A 16,173-nucleotide genomic window follows, 5' to 3' on the forward strand; every position below is an offset into this window, starting at 1 on the left:
TAAATGAGAACATTACAATTGTTTCGCATTTACCACTCTTTTTTATTGAAAAAATGGCATTTATTTTTATATTTGGTGATAATTATCATTGGTTTGTTTTCAACCTTACTTGTCATACAACAATTTAACCAAGATGATTCCAAATTTAGAATAGGCGTTGTAGACCGCGATCAATCGGCCGAAACTGCATTAATACTTAAATCAATGGGCGATGGCACAAACTTAGGCAAAGACATTATTATCAAACGTTATAATAAGCAAGAAGCACACCAATTGTTAAAAGCTCAAAATCTAGAAGGATACTATGTTTTTGAAAAAGGGATGACTCAGTCATTTTATAAAAATGGTGATTTGCCTATTTCGGTTTATACATATGATAAACAATCGACTAAGAGTTTAGTCATTAATCAATTAACAGATTCAGTGTACAATCGTCTCATGTTGTCTATGGGCGGAGGACTTACGTATACATCGCTTGCAGAGGATGCTAACAAAGAAGACACCATGATTTTATTAACAGACTTATTGTTTACAGGTTTAAACCGTACAGGTGGATTTGATTATCAACCTGTACAAATTTACGATACTGCGAGTTATTATGTGATAACCGGCTACTTAGCGTCTATTTTTATCTTTGCTTTATCGTTATTTTCAATTTTAAAAATGAATCAAGTAACAGCATTGAAATCTAGGTTGAGTATGTACCATTTTTCATTTGAGAAACTGACGCTTATTCGAAGCTTATTTACACTGTTTTATACAAGTATTTGGGCCGTAGTGGGTTTGTTCTGGATGCTCAAAGTATTGCCGAATGATTTTGAAAGCTACAATTGGTCTACTGTAGTGATTCAACTCACATACTATATCTTGTTGCTGATAATCTGGCTGACGATTATTGATTTAATATCATCCAAATGGATGAATTATATTTTGAAAAGTATATTCAGTATTATAATTTTGCTACTATCAGGGCTGATTATACCTACCATATATTTCAAGCATTTATTCAATGGTATTTTTACAATACAACCATTTAGTTTTGTAACAAATCAAATGTTAGAAATCATACTAAATAATTATATTTTAGAAGCGCCGCTCATGTTTTATATTAGCTTGGTATTATCATTAGTTGTATTAATAGTTGTCATTGTTGGGAGGTATCGTAGATGATTCACCCCTACCTTTTTATCGTAGTCGTAAAACAGTGGAAACAATACATGTTACTAGCATTATTATTATTATGTACGTTAGTGGCAGTCTGGGGTGTGTACAAGACACTCAATCAATCGTTTCAAATACCAGTGGCAGTCCAAGATCAAGAACGCTCGTCATCCTCTAAAGCGCTGATTGAACATATAGATGATAATGAATTTGTGAAAATAGAACATGTGCCGCTTGATGAAGCATATATTGAGGAACGCGTTACTAGAAAAGAAGCGGTAGTGAGCTTACAAATACCAGAAAATTATAGTCACAAGCTGCATAGTAATAATTTGAAAGACGCACTAACCCTATATGGCAAAGATGACTTTATAGGCGATATAACGTTAGAAATGATTAGTCGTTCTTTGTATGAACAACAAATACCTAATATAGTGAAGTCGCATTTAGAAGATAGCAATCAAAATACGTCATTGAAAGCAGTTAATAGAAAATTAAATCAAGAAACACCAGAATCAAAGGTAGTGCATTATGTTATTAATCACAGTGCTAATACTTCTATATCATTAAGTATTGTCTTTGCAATTTTATTAAGCGTCAGCAGTGTTCAAATTGTATTGCATCAAAGATTGAAACAAAATAGTGCGTTGGCCAGGTTATACATGTTCCGCTATAGTCGACTTAAACTGTTTAGTGCCTATGCTATTGCACATACCATTATATTAATGATTTTATTAAGTGTGACAGCAGTCGTATTTCAACAAAATTTATCCGTGATGTTTTACTTGAAATCATTATTGGTTTTTTTGATTTATGAATTGGGTGTAGCTTGGTTATTATTTAAAGTAAATACATTGAGTCATAGACTGTTTATGACACTTATTTATGCACTAGTGATGAGTTTGATTTATATCTTCATACAATTATAGGAGTGATGAGATGATAAAATTACAAAATATTAAAAAACAATACCGTAGTAAAAGCATCTTTGAATCGCTAGATATGACATTTGAAGATAAACAGTTAACTATTTTGCTAGGCGAAAACGGGGCTGGAAAATCCACTTTACTAAGAATGATTTCAGGATTAGAAGAACCAGATTCAGGAAACATCACTTACTTTGGTAACCAAGTCTCAAAAAAGCACCTTCAAGATATAATTGGTTACGTGCCTCAAGATATTGCATTATTTGAACATATGACAGTAAATGAGAATATCAATTGCTTTAAGGCCTTATGTAAAAACGCTATAACAGAAGACATGATAGACCAGTATGCAACGCAACTTCATTTAACAGATAGGACAGTTGCTGTGTCCAAATTGTCGGGAGGCACCAAAAGAAAAGTAAATGTATTAATAGGACTCTTAAGTAATCCGCAAATATTAATATTAGATGAACCAACTGTAGGTATAGACTTAAAATCAAGATATGATATTCACAGCTTGCTCAATAAAATGAAAGCACATTGTTTGATCATATTAACCACACATCATTTAGACGAAGTAGAGGCACTAGCAGACCGCATTAAAGTAATCGGAACAGACCCATTCTATAGAGATATCTTGAAAGATAAGCAATGGTACTTTGATACGTATACGAACCAAAATTAAAAAGCATATCCGTTATTGTTATAAAACGACTTATATACAGTGACGGGTATGCTTTTTAATTTTTATATTAATATGTTTAATATCTTTTGAGAAATTAAATGAAATGCAATTTTTAAATAACAACGTTGTTATTTTTAATTGAATCTATTATAATTAGGAATTGTGAATTCGCTTTCATAAGTTATTAAGGGATGGGAGGACATGAAATTGTCATTTTTAAGCGAACATCTACCACTTATTTCACTCGTAATAGGGGTTGCCTTACTATTATTCTTAAATATTAAGCTCAAAATCAATAGTATTCTAGCACTCATTTTTTCAGCAATAGTGGTTGGTTTTATAAACGGGATGCAACCTGTTGCAATATTAGAAACAATTAAAGAAGGATTAGGATCAACGTTAGGAAGTCTTGCACTTATTATTGGATTTGGTGCAGTACTTGGTAAATTAATGGTGGATTCAGGTGCAGCGCAACGTATTGCATCGACACTTATAAATAAATTTGGTGCTAAACATGTGCATTGGGCATTAATTATTGTAGGTGCTGTATTTGGGATTTCTGTATTTTATGAAGTGGCGTTTATGATTTTAGCACCATTAGTGATTAGTATTGCTGTGGAAGCAAAAACACCATTTATGAAGTTAGCTATTACTATGGTTGCTGCCACAACACTATCTCATAGTATATTTCCACCTCAAGCAGGACCAACTGCACTTGTAGATGCTTACAACGCAGATATGGGTATGGTTTATATATTAGGAATTATTGTCTTTATACCTAGTGTTATCATGGCAGGAGTTGTACTACCTAAGTTTATGAAGAAAATGGATTATCCAGTACCTCCGTTATTAAAAAAGAACAAGGTTTTTTCAGAAAGTGAAATGCCAAGTTTTGGAATGAGTTTATTTATACCACTTATTCCTGCTATTTTAATTTCGATTTCAACAATTCTAAGTTTATTTATTACTGAAGATACATTAATACATGAAGCAGTGACATTTTTAGGAAGTGCAGAAATCAGTCTTATTATTGCTATTTTAACTGCTATTGTCATCTTCGGTCTTAAAAAAGGTAAAAACATGGATGATATGATGAAGACATTTGAAAGTGGCTTAAAAGGCGTTGCAACGATTATATTCATAGTCGGTGCAGGTGGCGCGTTCAAAGAAGTTATACTAGAAGCTAATGTGGGGAACTATATAGCGGATATTATGAAAGATACAAATATTTCACCGCTTATCATGGCGTGGCTTATTACAGCTTTAATTCGTATTGCTACTGGACAAGGTGTGGTTTCAGCGATTACTGCAGCAGGTATTGTGGGACCACTGATACCTACGTTCAACGTAAGCCCTGTACTTATGGTTCTTGCAACTGCAGTAGGTAGTAATACTATTACACACGTAAATGATGCTTCATTCTGGCTATTTAAAGAATACTTTAATATTTCAATAAAGGACACCTTTAAAACATGGGGCGTTTTATTACTAACGACATCAATTACTGGATTAATTGTTGTTCTGATTCTAGATTTGTTTATGTAATAACCTTACTAAAAGCATAATTATATATTTGAGTAACATCATAAAAAGCAGTATCTAAATGGATTAAACACAATTCCTTGTAGATACTGTTTCTTTGTGTATTAATACAATAAAAAAGTAAAATAAAGGTAAATTTGTGATTTTGAGGTCTATGAAATGACTGTAAGCCTTGATACTAAGAGGTTTGAAGGAGATTGAGCGTAAATGTGATATTTACCATGAATATACTTTTAATGAATAAATGAGTAACATCGTAAAATGACACGCTATGGACTTTATCTATAGGACTGAAGGCGAATGAATTGTGCCATATATTTATACATTAAGCGCGTCTAATATGAATAAAAATACCTTTATATACAATTATAGCCGATTAAAAACTTGGTTTGACTTGAGTTTTTATATGCGTATAATAACTTTATATACAAGAGTTTGTATAAAAAATGCATTCAACTTGTTTTGAACGTAGGATGAATTAGAAAACACGCTAATAAAATGGCAACAGTTTATGAATTAGTTTATACATTGCAAGCGTTGCTTTCTTATTGCTAAAAAGTATCGTGAAACATTGTATGAACGAGATTCATTCCCCGCATGATTTCATATCTAATTATTATAAATTTGATGCATCATATTACTACGAATCATATATTTTTAAATGTATTGAGCAAATCAACAAAGATAACAGTTCAAATTTAAGCACAAAAAAATTCTAAAACAAAATAAAAATCTTAGATAGTGATAATTTATATTAAGCAAACTAAGTGGAAACCAAACTTAGTTTGCCTTTTTTATGAAAATAACAGAGCGGTTACTGCCATAAAATAATTACATAACAGCTTTTGAAAAGTCGTCATACACCAAATCATACAATTTATATACATTCTGTGGATTGTCATCACAGTATTTCAAGAAATGTTAAGCATATATATAATTTGTTAAAAAGGCTTTAAGGCAATTGTTTGTTTAATTATTATTTTAATTAGTCTTTGACTAATTGTAAAATTACGTGTATGATTTATGGATATTAATTCAAAATTAAGAATATTTATAGAAAAGGGATGAGGGTTTCGATGAATGATTTATTTGCACTAACAGATCAATACAGTTCGAACAATTATAGTCCGCTTAAACTGGCTTTAACGAAAGGTCTAGGTGCCAAAGTTTGGGATGTTGAAGATAATAGCTACATTGATTGTATTTCAGGTTTTTCAGTCGTCAATCAAGGGCATTGTCATCCGAAAATTATAAAAGCATTTCAAGAGCAAAGTGAAAAAATAACTATGGTGTCCCGTGCATTATATAGTGACAATTTAGGCAAATGGGAAGAGAAAATATGTTCGCTTGCCAATAAGGAAAAAGTATTGCCTATGAATACAGGTACCGAAGCCATTGAAACGGCAATTAAGATTGCACGAAAATGGGGTTCTGATGTTAAAGGGATAGCGGAAAATCAAGGCGAAATTATTGCGATGAATGGTAATTTCCATGGTCGTACACTAGGTGCTTTATCGTTATCTTCGCAAGAAAGTTATAAAAAAGGTTTTGGACCTTTGCTAGATAATATGCAATATATAGATTTCGGAGATATCACTCGCTTGAAATCACTCATTAACGAAAATACAACAGCAATTGTACTTGAGCCAATACAAGGTGAAGGTGGCGTCAATATACCGCCAGATTATTTCATCCAAGAGGTTCGAAACTTATGCGACGAACATAACGTACTATTTATTGCAGATGAAATACAAGTTGGTCTTGGTAGAACAGGTAAGATGTTTGCAATGGAATGGGAAGGTGTAGAACCAGATATTTACTTATTAGGTAAGTCTCTTGGTGGAGGTCTTTATCCGATTTCAGCAGTGTTAGCTAACGATGATGTGATGAAAGTACTTACACCGGGTACACATGGTTCGACATTTGGAGGTAATCCACTTGCATGTGCAGTATCAATGGCAGCATTAGATGTGTTAATTGATGAAAATTTAATCGAACGTTCTGCTGAACAAGGTCAAAAATTACTTAATCATTTACAACTAATAGACAGTAACATCATAAAAGATGTGAGAGGCAGAGGATTGTTTATCGGTATTGAATTAACTGAAGCAGCACAACCTTATTGTCAAGAGATGATAGAACAAGGTGTGCTATGTAAAGAAACGCAAGGAAATATTATTAGACTTGCACCACCACTTGTTATTGAAGAAGAGGAAATTGATAAAGTTATAAAAGTAATAACAGAAGTTTTAGAGAAAAAGTAATGCATGACACTTAGAAAAGTTTGAATATTCAGAAAGGAATGAACGTCATGATAGAAGTTGGAATAGTAGGAGGAAGTGGTTATGGTGCAGTCGAATTAATTCGATTATTACAGCACCATCCAAATGTAAAAATTAAATACATTTTTTCACAGTCTAAAGTGGATGAACCAATAAAAGAAACATTTCCTCACTTAACGCATTTAACGCATCACTACGAGGCTTTAGACACTAAAACAGTTGATTGTGATGTGATGTTCTTTGCTACACCTTCAAATGTAAGTAAACATATCGCTCCTGATTTGGTAGAAAAAAATATAAAAGTTATCGATTTATCAGGTGATTTCAGATTAACTAACAGAGATGTCTACCAACAATTTTATGGTGAAACAGCGGCGACACAACAACAATTAGATGATGCAAATTATAGTATTGCTGAATGGTCTAAAGTAAATCAAAACAATACGCAACTCATAGCTAATCCAGGTTGTTTTCCTACGGCTACATTATTAGCATTACATCCGTTAATAGATCAAAAACTAATTCAACCAGACTCAGTTATTATAGATGCAAAAACAGGTGTTTCAGGGGCTGGAAGATCGCTGGCACAACACGTTCATTACGCTGAAATGAATGAAAACTTAAGCGCTTATGCGATTGGCAAGCATAAACACAAGCCTGAAATAGAACAGTATATTTCACGCTTAGCACATGAAGATATCAAAGTAGTATTTACCCCACATTTAGTACCAATGACACGTGGCATACTCTCTACAATCTATGTGAAGTTAAACGAACAAAGTACTAGTGAAGATTTACATGCAACATTCAAACGATATTATAACGATAAACCCTTCGTACGTATTAGGGATGTAGGTAATTATCCGAAAACTAAAGAAGTCTACGGGAGTAATTATTGTGATATCGGTATATATGTTGACGAAGAAAGCCAAACAGCAGTAATTGTTTCTGTCATTGATAACTTAGTCAAAGGTGCAAGTGGCCAAGCGATACAAAATTTAAATTTAATGTATGGATTGAACGAAGCAACAGGGTTAACACAACTACCTGTATATCCGTAATATAAAAAGAAAGGTGAGATGGGATGAAAGATATTGAAACGTTAGACACACTCAACCAATTGAAAATAGATTTACAAGGGGATGTAAGTTCTCCATTAGGTTTTATAGCTGGAGGCATGCATGTTGGATTAAGAAGAAAGAAAAAAGACTTTGGATGGATATACTCTACAACAGCAGCTGCAGCAGCGGGGACTTATACACTGAACCGTTTTAAAGCAGCACCGTTAAAAGTCACTGAAGAAACGATTAGAAATAATCAATCATTACAAGCCATTGTAGTGAACTCAGCAAACGCTAATTCATGTACTGGTGAAAAAGGTATACAAGATGCCAAAGACACACAAGCATGGGTAGCAGAGCATTTAAATTTATCCAAAGAAAGCGTGGGGGTAGCATCTACAGGTGTTATAGGATCGTTTTTACCTATGGATAAGATACAACATGGCACACAAAACGTTTTAAAAGAACAATATAATCAAAGTGAGTTTTTCAATCAAGCTATTTTAACAACGGACACATTTACCAAGCATTTATCTGTGCAAGTTGAAATTGATGATATAACTGTAACAATTGGAGGAACAGCTAAAGGTTCGGGCATGATTCACCCAAATATGGCAACGATGCTGTCGTTTATTACTACAGATGCCAAAATTGATGCGGACACGCTAGACAATTGTTTAAAACAAACGATTGATAACTCTTTTAATATGATCACAGTTGATGGAGATTCTAGTACAAATGATATGGTTATTGGCTTAGCGAATGGCCAAGCGAACCATAATAAATTAGATACTTTACATCCAGATTGGGATAAATTTGAATATGCCTTAAATTTCGTGAGTCAGTATCTTGCTAAATCAATAGCTAAAGATGGTGAAGGAGCGACGAAATTAGTTACGGCTAAAGTTAAAGGCGCAAATGACGTTGCAGAAGCAAGAAAAATTGCTAAAAGTATTGTATCATCAAGCCTTGTGAAAACAGCAATTCATGGAGAAGATGCCAACTTTGGGAGAATCGTTACAGCAATGGGCTATGCCTCTGAAGACATAGAACCAAGTCAGACGAATGTTTCTTTATGTAATGTCCCTGTCGTTGAAGATGGTATGTCAGTTGAATTTGATGAGTTACATTTAAAAAAACAATTAGAAGCGGATAACATTTATATTGAAGCATCAGTTGGTAATGGTGAAGGCGCAGCGTCAGCATATGGTTGTGACTTATCATATGAATATGTACGTATCAATGCTTCATATAGAACCTAAGGAGTGTGACAAATGAGCTATATTGTAATTAAAATAGGTGGAAGCACTCTGACAAATCTACATGATTCAACAATAGAAGACATTGCACATTTAAGACAACACGGCTATAAACCCATCATTGTGCATGGCGGCGGACCGTTTATTAATGAAGCTTTGAAGCAACAAGGTGTGCCTACACAATTTAAAGATGGCTTGAGAGTGACAACGCGTGAAGTACTTTCAGTAACAAGTCAGACATTAATTGGATCAGTCAATCCAACGCTCGTTAGTAAAATTAATAAATCAGATATTCAAAGTATTGGTATAAATGGCATAGATGCAAAATTATTTGATGTCATTCCATTAGATAATAAATATGGTTATGTCGGTGAACCTACAGATGTAGATACTTCTGTACTTGCTTCATTAACAGAACAATTTGTACCAGTCATTGCATCTATAGGACAACATAGAAGCACAGGACAACTGTATAATATTAATGCAGATACACTAGCATATAAAATCGCACAATATTTACAGGCACCGATTTACTTATTAAGTGATATACCTGGTGTCATCATTGATGAAAAAGTGCAAGCTACACTGAATGCTGAACGTATCAATCAATATATCGATCAAGCATCAATATATGGCGGTATGATTCCTAAAGTTCAAGATGCGATTCAAGCGATTGAATCAGGCTGTGAAAAAGTAGTCATTGCGGCAGGTAATGAATCACATGTTATTAAAAAATTACAAAGCGGTCAAAACGTTGGTACAACCATCCAACAATAGTATGACCAATCATATATTTAAAACAGGCTAACTATTTATTGTTAATAAATAATTAGCCTGTTTCATCATGGGAGTCGCCCCAAATCACTGCTATTTTTAAAAATACAAGTTCAATTATTCATTACAATGCTATATAACCGCCTATTATCCTCGTTTTGCCTTAATAAACCAAATACATCTATCAGACTCAAATTACCTCCATATGTCTTGAAATGTTAATTGCATATTTCTCTTCGCCAATTATAGAATTTAAGCTAACGTAATCACTATTTTCCTTATCAATTTTCATGAAAAGCAATCATAATCAAATAAATAATAAATATCCTTTGAGTTATAATGATTTAAAATGAAATTGTAGGACAATTAAAAAATATTTAAAATTATTTGTAAAACTGCTAAGATATGTGGCTCTAGGTTTCAAAGATTTAAATCATACTAATTATATCGGAATTATTAAATAATAGGTTGAATATTCAGAAATTTACATCTATAATGATTTTTAAATCTTTATAGGAGGCATACACATGACAACTGAAATTTTAAAAGGTGAAAAAGGAAACTTTAATCTACAAGATTATGAATATACATATAATAACTTTGATTGGAAAGAAGCGGAAAAAGCTTTTTCTTGGTATGAAACAGGAAAAGTAAATATGGCATATGAATGTATAGATCGTCACGTAGATAACGGTAAAGGGCAAAAGATTGCCTTGAATTATAAAGATAGCGCACAAGAAGCATCTTTTACTTTCGAAGATTTAAAGCTAGCTTCAAATAAAGTAGCGAATCTATTAAAGACAGAAGCTAACGTAGAAAAAGGCGATAGAGTGTTTGTGTATATGCCTAGAATGCCAGAACTTTATTTTTCATTTTTAGGTATTTTAAAAACTGGAGCAATATGTGGCCCGTTATTCGAAGCATTTATGGATCAAGCAGTAGAAGAACGTTTAAGCAATGCAGACGCTAAAGTCTTAGTTACAACAGAAGATTTATTACCCCGTGTACCTTACTCAAAATTACCAGACTTAGAAACAATTATAGTTGTGGGTGAAAATGTATCGGCAGAACATATCGATTTTCATTCAGCGTTCAAGCATGCGAGTGATAGTTTCGACATTGAATGGCTAGATCGTGAAGATCCACTTGTACTACATTATACATCTGGTTCGACAGGCCAACCTAAAGGTGTATTACATGCACAGGATGCGATGATTGTGCATTATATTACAGGAAAATATGTACTAGATTTACAAGAAGATGATATTTATTGGTGTACAGGAGATCCAGCATGGGTAACAGGCTCCTCTTATGGCATATTCAGTCCTTGGCTTCACGGCGTGACGAATTGTGTCATAGGTGGAAGGTTCTCTCCAGAGTTATGGTATGAAATGATAGAAAAATATAAGGTAACATTATGGTATACCGCACCTACAGCCTTACGCATGTTGATGAGTAAAGGCGAAGCATTCACTAAACAATATGATTTATCAACGTTGAGAAGTATTTTGTCAGTCGGTGAACCATTAAATCCAGAAGTGATCCGTTGGGGCAATGAAGTATATGGCAGACGTATACTAGATACTTGGTGGATGACAGAAACCGGTGGATTAATGATTGTGAATTATCCAAGTCAGACAATTAAATTAGGTTCTATGGGTAAACCATTACCAGGTATTACTGCAAGTATTGTCGATGACGAAGGCAATGAACTACCTCCTAATACATTAGGTAATTTAGCGTTAAAAGCAGGATGGCCTTCCATGATGAGGAAAATATGGAAAAATGAAGAAAAATTCAATTCATATTTTGTGAATGGTTGGTATATTTCTGGAGATTCAGCATATCGTGATGAAGACAATTACTTTTTCTTCAAAAGTAGAGTAGATGATGTGATTATGACATCAGGCGAAAGAGTAGGTCCGTTTGAAGTTGAGTCTAAACTTGTAGAACATCCAGCGATTGCTGAGGCAGGTGTTATTGGCATCCCTGATGAAGTAAGAGGAGAAATTATCAAAGCGTATGTCACATTGCGTGAAGGCATAGAAAAAACGGATGAACTCAAAGTTGAAATCAGACAATTTGTTAAGACTGGATTAGCGGCACATGCTGCACCAAGAGAAATTGACTTTATGGATAAATTACCGAAAACAAGTTTTGGCAAAATTATGCGACGTGTCTTAAAAGCGTGGGAATTAGATTTACCAGCTGGAGATTTGAGTACGATTGAAAAATAATTTTTAACAAATACCCGATTAAATATATCTAATTTATATAAAATTCACAATATAAACGAAAAATAATTCCACAACCATAAATTATAAGAATAATCGTTATTTAAACTCATAGGAGGTAATATGAATGGGAAAAAAACAAATACATTTCAATGGCTTTATTCAGAATTCACCAGCACCACATGCGATTGGTCTTTGGAAACACGACAAACATGAAGGTGCGCAACATGGCACCATAGATTACTGGGTGAAACTTGCGAAGCTTTTTGAAAAAGGGAAGTTTGATTCATTATTTATCGCTGATGTATTAGGAACATATAGTGAATATGGCAATGATTATAAAACAGCTGTACAACATGCCGTTCAAGTACCAGATCATGATCCTTTATTAGTGATATCTGCTATGGCGCAAGCGACAGAACACGTAGGATTTGCACCAACTGTATCTACGACTTATTTTCAACCGTATGATATTGCGAGAAAATTTTCTACATTAGATCATTTAACGCATGGCCGTATAGGCTGGAACGTTGTGACATCTTATCTAGGAAGTGAAGCGGAAAATTTAGGGTTAACAGAACGTATGCCTAAAGAAACAAGGTACGATCGTGCAGATGAATTTTTAGATGTAACGTATAAATTATGGGAAAGCAGTTGGGAAGATGACGCAGTTGTAAAAGATAAAGCTACCAACACGTATGCAGATCCTGATAAAGTACATTTAATTAATCACAGAGGGCGTTTCTTTAATGTCCCTGGGCCACATATTGTAGAGCCATCTCCACAACGTACACCTGTGTTATTTCAAGCAGGTGCTTCCGAAAAAGGACGTAACTTTGCAGGTAAGCATGCAGAAGCAATCTTTGTCGTGAACCACTCACTTCAAGGTTTGGCTAATGATGTAAATGACATTCGTTATAGAGCAACACAACAAGGCAGAAATAAAGAAGATTTAAAGGTATTTACTATGATTGTTCCCGTTATTGGTGATACGGTAGAAGAAGCAGAACAATTACATCAAGAATTAATCCAACATATTACTTATGAAGGAACTGCTGCTTTATTAAGCGGACACACAGGTATAGACTTTTCTCAATTTGATCCAGATCAATATATAGAAGATATTGAAACAGATGCGATTCAAAGCTTACTAGATATTTATGCGAAAGATCCAACACGTAAATGGACACTAAAAGAGGCTATCAAACATCATGGCTTAGGTATTGGTTCAGTTCGCTTTGTCGGTACACCTACACAAATTGCTGATGAAATAGAGCATTGGGTTGAAGTTGCTGATGTAGATGGATTTAATATTGCGTATGGAACGATACCAAATTCATATGAAGATTTCATAGAAAAAGTCGTTCCAATATTACAAGAACGTGGCGTTTATCGTAAAGAATATGATGAAGAAAATACAACTCTCAGAGAAAATTTATTCGGTAAAGGTGAAAAGTATTTAAGTGCTACACATCCAGGTTCACAATACAAACCGCAATTAAATAAACAACATAGTTAAAGTACAGCAGAAATTTAAATTTGATAGAGACAAAGTCCCCAAAAATAACATGTTTTATTTTTGGAAAATGAGCTCCTGTCACGTGTCTGAGCATGTATAGCAGTTTGAATAAATAAAGGAGGATGTTAACGATGGCAAGCGTAGCAATCATTGCAGGTGGAAATAAATTACAATCTCGTTTAACAGGTATTGTAGAGTATGCTGAAAAATACCTGGAAGATGAAGGTATTGATACAGATGTTGTACACGTCCATCAATTAGATGCAGAAGCGTTGATCACAGCGGATTTTTCTAATGCGTCTATTAATGAAACGCACCAAAAAATAGAAAATGCAGATGGTATTATTATCGTATCTCCTGTATTTAAAGCAGCCTATTCAGGCATTGTTAAAACGTATTTAGATTTATTGCCAAGAGGTGCTTTTACAGGTAAGACAGTATTGCCATTAGCATTAGGTGGGACTTTTGCGCATGTATTAGCGATTCAATATAGTTTAGATCCAGTGATTAAAGAATTAGGTGCAGACACAATTCATAAAGGTAGATTTATTTTAGATAAACATATCACCTCTAATGAAGACGGGACATATGATTATGATCAAGAAGCAAAAGATGGATTAGATAAAACTTTAAAAAAGTTTGTCAGTGACAAATCACAAGTAAGAGAATAATGTTAATGTAGCAACACAAATAAAGACTAGAAAACTAAGGCGTATCTATGTTTAATAAGATACGCCTTAAAAATATATCATTTTAATACACATGTGTTAAAATATGGTAAGATATCAATAATGAGGTAAATACCTCTTATTCTTTAAAAATTTTTTAATACAATCGTATTAAAAAGGTGGTTATTTGTCATTCCTAAAATCGTGAATCATGAAAAAAAGAAAAGTCAAATTGTTCAATATGCTTGGCAATCTATTGTAAATGATGGTGCTAAGGGAGCTACTGTCAGAAATATTGCTAAGTTAGCAAAAATGACACCAGGGCAAATTCGTTATTATTTTCCAAATCATCGTAATTTGCTAGAAGCAGTCGCATCAAAAGTTTATAGAAAGGTAACACTAAGGATAGAAGGTGTATACGACAATGAAGATTTATCTACAGTAGAAAAAGTAATACAAGGTTTATTAAAAGTAATGCCATTAGACAAAGAACGTTATGCGGATATGGAAGTATGGATGGCTTTTCAATACGAATTACATGAAACAGGGAAAGATTCTATGGACGATGAAATTAGGACATTAGTAAAAGTTTCTGTGGAATATTTGGAACAACGGGGATTATTTGATGAATCATTAAATAAATATTTAACGATAGTAAAAACACATGCTTTATTAGATGGATTAGCACTACATAAATTATTAAATCCAAAACAAATACCTGATGAAGACATTATTAAATTAATAGAAAATGAAGTGAAATCTTGGTTAAAGGGGGGATGAGATGAATTGGGTTGTATATATATTGATAGCAGCAGAAATACTGTTTTGGTTAGTAATTGCGCTTGGACTTATATCTCGATACATTTTACGTCTGAATAAACTTGGATTGTTTTTCTTTGCATTAACTCCGTTAATAGATTTAACTTTAATTATTACAATGAGTATTGATTTATTGAATGGAGCAAAAGCGACATTGCCACACGGTATAGCTGCAGTTTATATTGGAGCCTCTATTGTATTTGGTAAGCGTATGATTCAATGGGCAGATGTTAGATTTAAGTATTATATTTTAAAAATAGGTGAATTGCCAGTTAAAAAAACAGGAATTACTTATGCGAAAAAATATTTTTTTGATTGGCTCATGCATGCTCTAGCTTATGTTATAGGTACAGTGTTATTGTGGATAATTATTTTAATAGTAGGTCAATCGGGTGACGTTACAGCACTTTATAATGTTATTAAATTATGGACTGTAATTTTAACTGTGGATTTATTAATTGCGCTTAGCAATTTTATATGGTTAAAACCGAATAAAAGATAAATCATAAAAATAACGATGCTGAGTTTTGGTTTTTAAAGAGATAACGGCACCGTTGTTTTTATGTATAAATTTATAAAGATACTAAAGACCATTGATGTTTGTCACTATAAGCTAATTTGAAGTCTTGTGTTTCAATAGCTATCGGGAATGCAGTAGATTCTTTATCAGAAAAGATCCATTTTTTATTTTCAGGCGTTAATAAAATATAATTCTCATCATCTGAATCACACATGAAATTTAAACCGTCTGAAGAAAATGAACGCCCTTCATGTGTTGTAAGATGATGGTTGGTTAAAGCTTGATATACTTCATCTGTCTCATTACATACAAAACCAACTTCACTAATTCTTGAGAATTCAGGCTCATCTGCCATATTAGATACCCGTGCAATTAGTTCGACAATATTACCTGAAGGATCATTAAAATAAAGCGAATGTGCAACGAAAGATTCAAAATAAGTTGTATGTTGTCCATCTTCCATCAATAAAAATAAAATGTTTTGATAGTGTTGTTTCATATCGTAAAAATGATTGTAAGGAATATCTATTGCGAAGTGGTAAAACGGTTGATCAATTTCTTTAGATTTTTGAAAATATAATTGAGTTTCCCCAATTTGAACAATAAAAGAATCTTGATCAATCACTTGAACAGGACACTCTAATGTTTCTTCATAAAACTGTAAAGTTTCTTCCAACTCAGAGGTTAATAACGTAACATTTTTAAATTTCATTTGTAGATCCC

The 16,173-nt window shown here is 33.3% G+C and carries 14 protein-coding genes; 13 read left to right on the forward strand and 1 reads right to left on the reverse strand.

Features of this window, described 5'->3' with window-relative positions; genetic code table 11:
* The first annotated feature begins 3 nt into the window (after nt 1-3).
* The 13 genes from M4L39_RS10375 to M4L39_RS10435 all read left to right on the forward strand — a co-directional run bounded on the left by M4L39_RS10375 (nt 4) and on the right by M4L39_RS10435 (nt 15,432).
* Nucleotides 4-1,170 carry an ABC transporter permease gene (locus M4L39_RS10375; protein WP_277581959.1) on the forward strand — a complete coding sequence of 389 codons (1,167 nt, stop codon included), beginning with the start codon at nt 4-6 and terminating at the stop codon, nt 1,168-1,170.
* Nucleotides 1,167-2,090, forward strand: a complete 924-nt coding sequence (locus M4L39_RS10380; RefSeq protein ID WP_277581960.1) for an ABC transporter permease — start codon at nt 1,167-1,169, stop codon at nt 2,088-2,090. The genes M4L39_RS10375 and M4L39_RS10380 overlap by 4 nt, the downstream gene beginning before the upstream one ends.
* Nucleotides 2,091-2,100: 10 nt before the next feature.
* Nucleotides 2,101-2,772, forward strand: a complete 672-nt coding sequence (locus M4L39_RS10385; RefSeq protein ID WP_277581961.1) for an ABC transporter ATP-binding protein — start codon at nt 2,101-2,103, stop codon at nt 2,770-2,772.
* Nucleotides 2,773-2,979: 207 nt separating this feature from the next.
* Nucleotides 2,980-4,317, forward strand: a complete 1,338-nt coding sequence (locus tag M4L39_RS10390; RefSeq protein ID WP_277582015.1) for a gluconate:H+ symporter — start codon at nt 2,980-2,982, stop codon at nt 4,315-4,317.
* A gap of 1,073 nt (nt 4,318-5,390) precedes the next feature.
* Nucleotides 5,391-6,578: an ornithine--oxo-acid transaminase gene (rocD, locus tag M4L39_RS10395; RefSeq protein WP_277581962.1), complete on the forward strand. Its 1,188-nt coding sequence runs from the start codon at nt 5,391-5,393 to the stop codon at nt 6,576-6,578.
* A 47-nt stretch (nt 6,579-6,625) separates the two neighbouring features.
* The gene (gene argC, locus M4L39_RS10400) at nt 6,626-7,657 is read left to right on the forward strand and encodes an N-acetyl-gamma-glutamyl-phosphate reductase (protein ID WP_277581963.1); all 1,032 of its coding nucleotides are present in this window, start codon (nt 6,626-6,628) and stop codon (nt 7,655-7,657) included.
* 23 nt (nt 7,658-7,680) lie between these two features.
* Complete coding sequence (argJ, locus tag M4L39_RS10405) at nt 7,681-8,919, forward strand: bifunctional glutamate N-acetyltransferase/amino-acid acetyltransferase ArgJ (RefSeq protein ID WP_277581964.1); 1,239 nt, start codon at nt 7,681-7,683, stop codon at nt 8,917-8,919.
* A 12-nt stretch (nt 8,920-8,931) separates the two neighbouring features.
* Nucleotides 8,932-9,693, forward strand: a complete 762-nt coding sequence (gene argB, locus M4L39_RS10410) for an acetylglutamate kinase (RefSeq protein ID WP_277581965.1) — start codon at nt 8,932-8,934, stop codon at nt 9,691-9,693.
* 524 nt (nt 9,694-10,217) lie between these two features.
* Nucleotides 10,218-11,927 carry an acetate--CoA ligase gene (gene acsA / locus M4L39_RS10415; RefSeq protein WP_277581966.1) on the forward strand — a complete coding sequence of 570 codons (1,710 nt, stop codon included), beginning with the start codon at nt 10,218-10,220 and terminating at the stop codon, nt 11,925-11,927.
* A gap of 124 nt (nt 11,928-12,051) precedes the next feature.
* Entirely contained in the window at nt 12,052-13,443 is a 1,392-nt protein-coding gene (locus tag M4L39_RS10420; protein ID WP_277581967.1) for an LLM class flavin-dependent oxidoreductase, read from the forward strand.
* A 131-nt stretch (nt 13,444-13,574) separates the two neighbouring features.
* The gene (gene ssuE, locus M4L39_RS10425) at nt 13,575-14,114 is read left to right on the forward strand and encodes an NADPH-dependent FMN reductase (protein WP_277581968.1); all 540 of its coding nucleotides are present in this window, start codon (nt 13,575-13,577) and stop codon (nt 14,112-14,114) included.
* Between the two features lie 201 nt (nt 14,115-14,315).
* Entirely contained in the window at nt 14,316-14,891 is a 576-nt protein-coding gene (locus M4L39_RS10430) for a TetR/AcrR family transcriptional regulator (RefSeq protein ID WP_277581969.1), read from the forward strand.
* Nucleotide 14,892: 1 nt separating this feature from the next.
* Nucleotides 14,893-15,432, forward strand: coding sequence for a hypothetical protein (locus M4L39_RS10435; RefSeq protein WP_277581970.1), 540 nt, complete (start codon nt 14,893-14,895; stop codon nt 15,430-15,432).
* A 70-nt stretch (nt 15,433-15,502) separates the two neighbouring features.
* Here M4L39_RS10435 and M4L39_RS10440 read toward each other — a convergent pair whose 3' ends face one another.
* A complete protein-coding gene (locus M4L39_RS10440) occupies nt 15,503-16,162 on the reverse strand; it encodes a hypothetical protein (protein WP_277581971.1) in 660 nt (219 codons plus the stop codon).
* Nucleotides 16,163-16,173: the final 11 nt, after the last annotated feature.

This window comes from Staphylococcus equorum, assembly GCF_029531845.1.
GTDB classification, from domain to species: Bacteria; Bacillota; Bacilli; order Staphylococcales; family Staphylococcaceae; genus Staphylococcus; species Staphylococcus equorum_C.

Excerpts from the sequence above, each read along its gene's own strand:
- M4L39_RS10375 (WP_277581959.1), top strand. The coding sequence starts at position 4 with ATGAGAACATTACAATTGTTTCGCATTTACCACTCTTTTTTATTGAAA.
- M4L39_RS10380 (WP_277581960.1), top strand. The coding sequence starts at position 1,167 with ATGATTCACCCCTACCTTTTTATCGTAGTCGTAAAACAGTGGAAACAA.
- M4L39_RS10385 (WP_277581961.1), top strand. The coding sequence starts at position 2,101 with ATGATAAAATTACAAAATATTAAAAAACAATACCGTAGTAAAAGCATC.
- rocD (WP_277581962.1), top strand. The coding sequence starts at position 5,391 with ATGAATGATTTATTTGCACTAACAGATCAATACAGTTCGAACAATTAT.
- argC (WP_277581963.1), top strand. The coding sequence starts at position 6,626 with ATGATAGAAGTTGGAATAGTAGGAGGAAGTGGTTATGGTGCAGTCGAA.
- argJ (WP_277581964.1), top strand. The coding sequence starts at position 7,681 with ATGAAAGATATTGAAACGTTAGACACACTCAACCAATTGAAAATAGAT.
- argB (WP_277581965.1), top strand. The coding sequence starts at position 8,932 with ATGAGCTATATTGTAATTAAAATAGGTGGAAGCACTCTGACAAATCTA.
- acsA (WP_277581966.1), top strand. The coding sequence starts at position 10,218 with ATGACAACTGAAATTTTAAAAGGTGAAAAAGGAAACTTTAATCTACAA.
- M4L39_RS10420 (WP_277581967.1), top strand. The coding sequence starts at position 12,052 with ATGGGAAAAAAACAAATACATTTCAATGGCTTTATTCAGAATTCACCA.
- ssuE (WP_277581968.1), top strand. The coding sequence starts at position 13,575 with ATGGCAAGCGTAGCAATCATTGCAGGTGGAAATAAATTACAATCTCGT.
- M4L39_RS10435 (WP_277581970.1), top strand. The coding sequence starts at position 14,893 with ATGAATTGGGTTGTATATATATTGATAGCAGCAGAAATACTGTTTTGG.
- M4L39_RS10440 (WP_277581971.1), bottom strand. The coding sequence starts at position 16,162 with ATGAAATTTAAAAATGTTACGTTATTAACCTCTGAGTTGGAAGAAACT.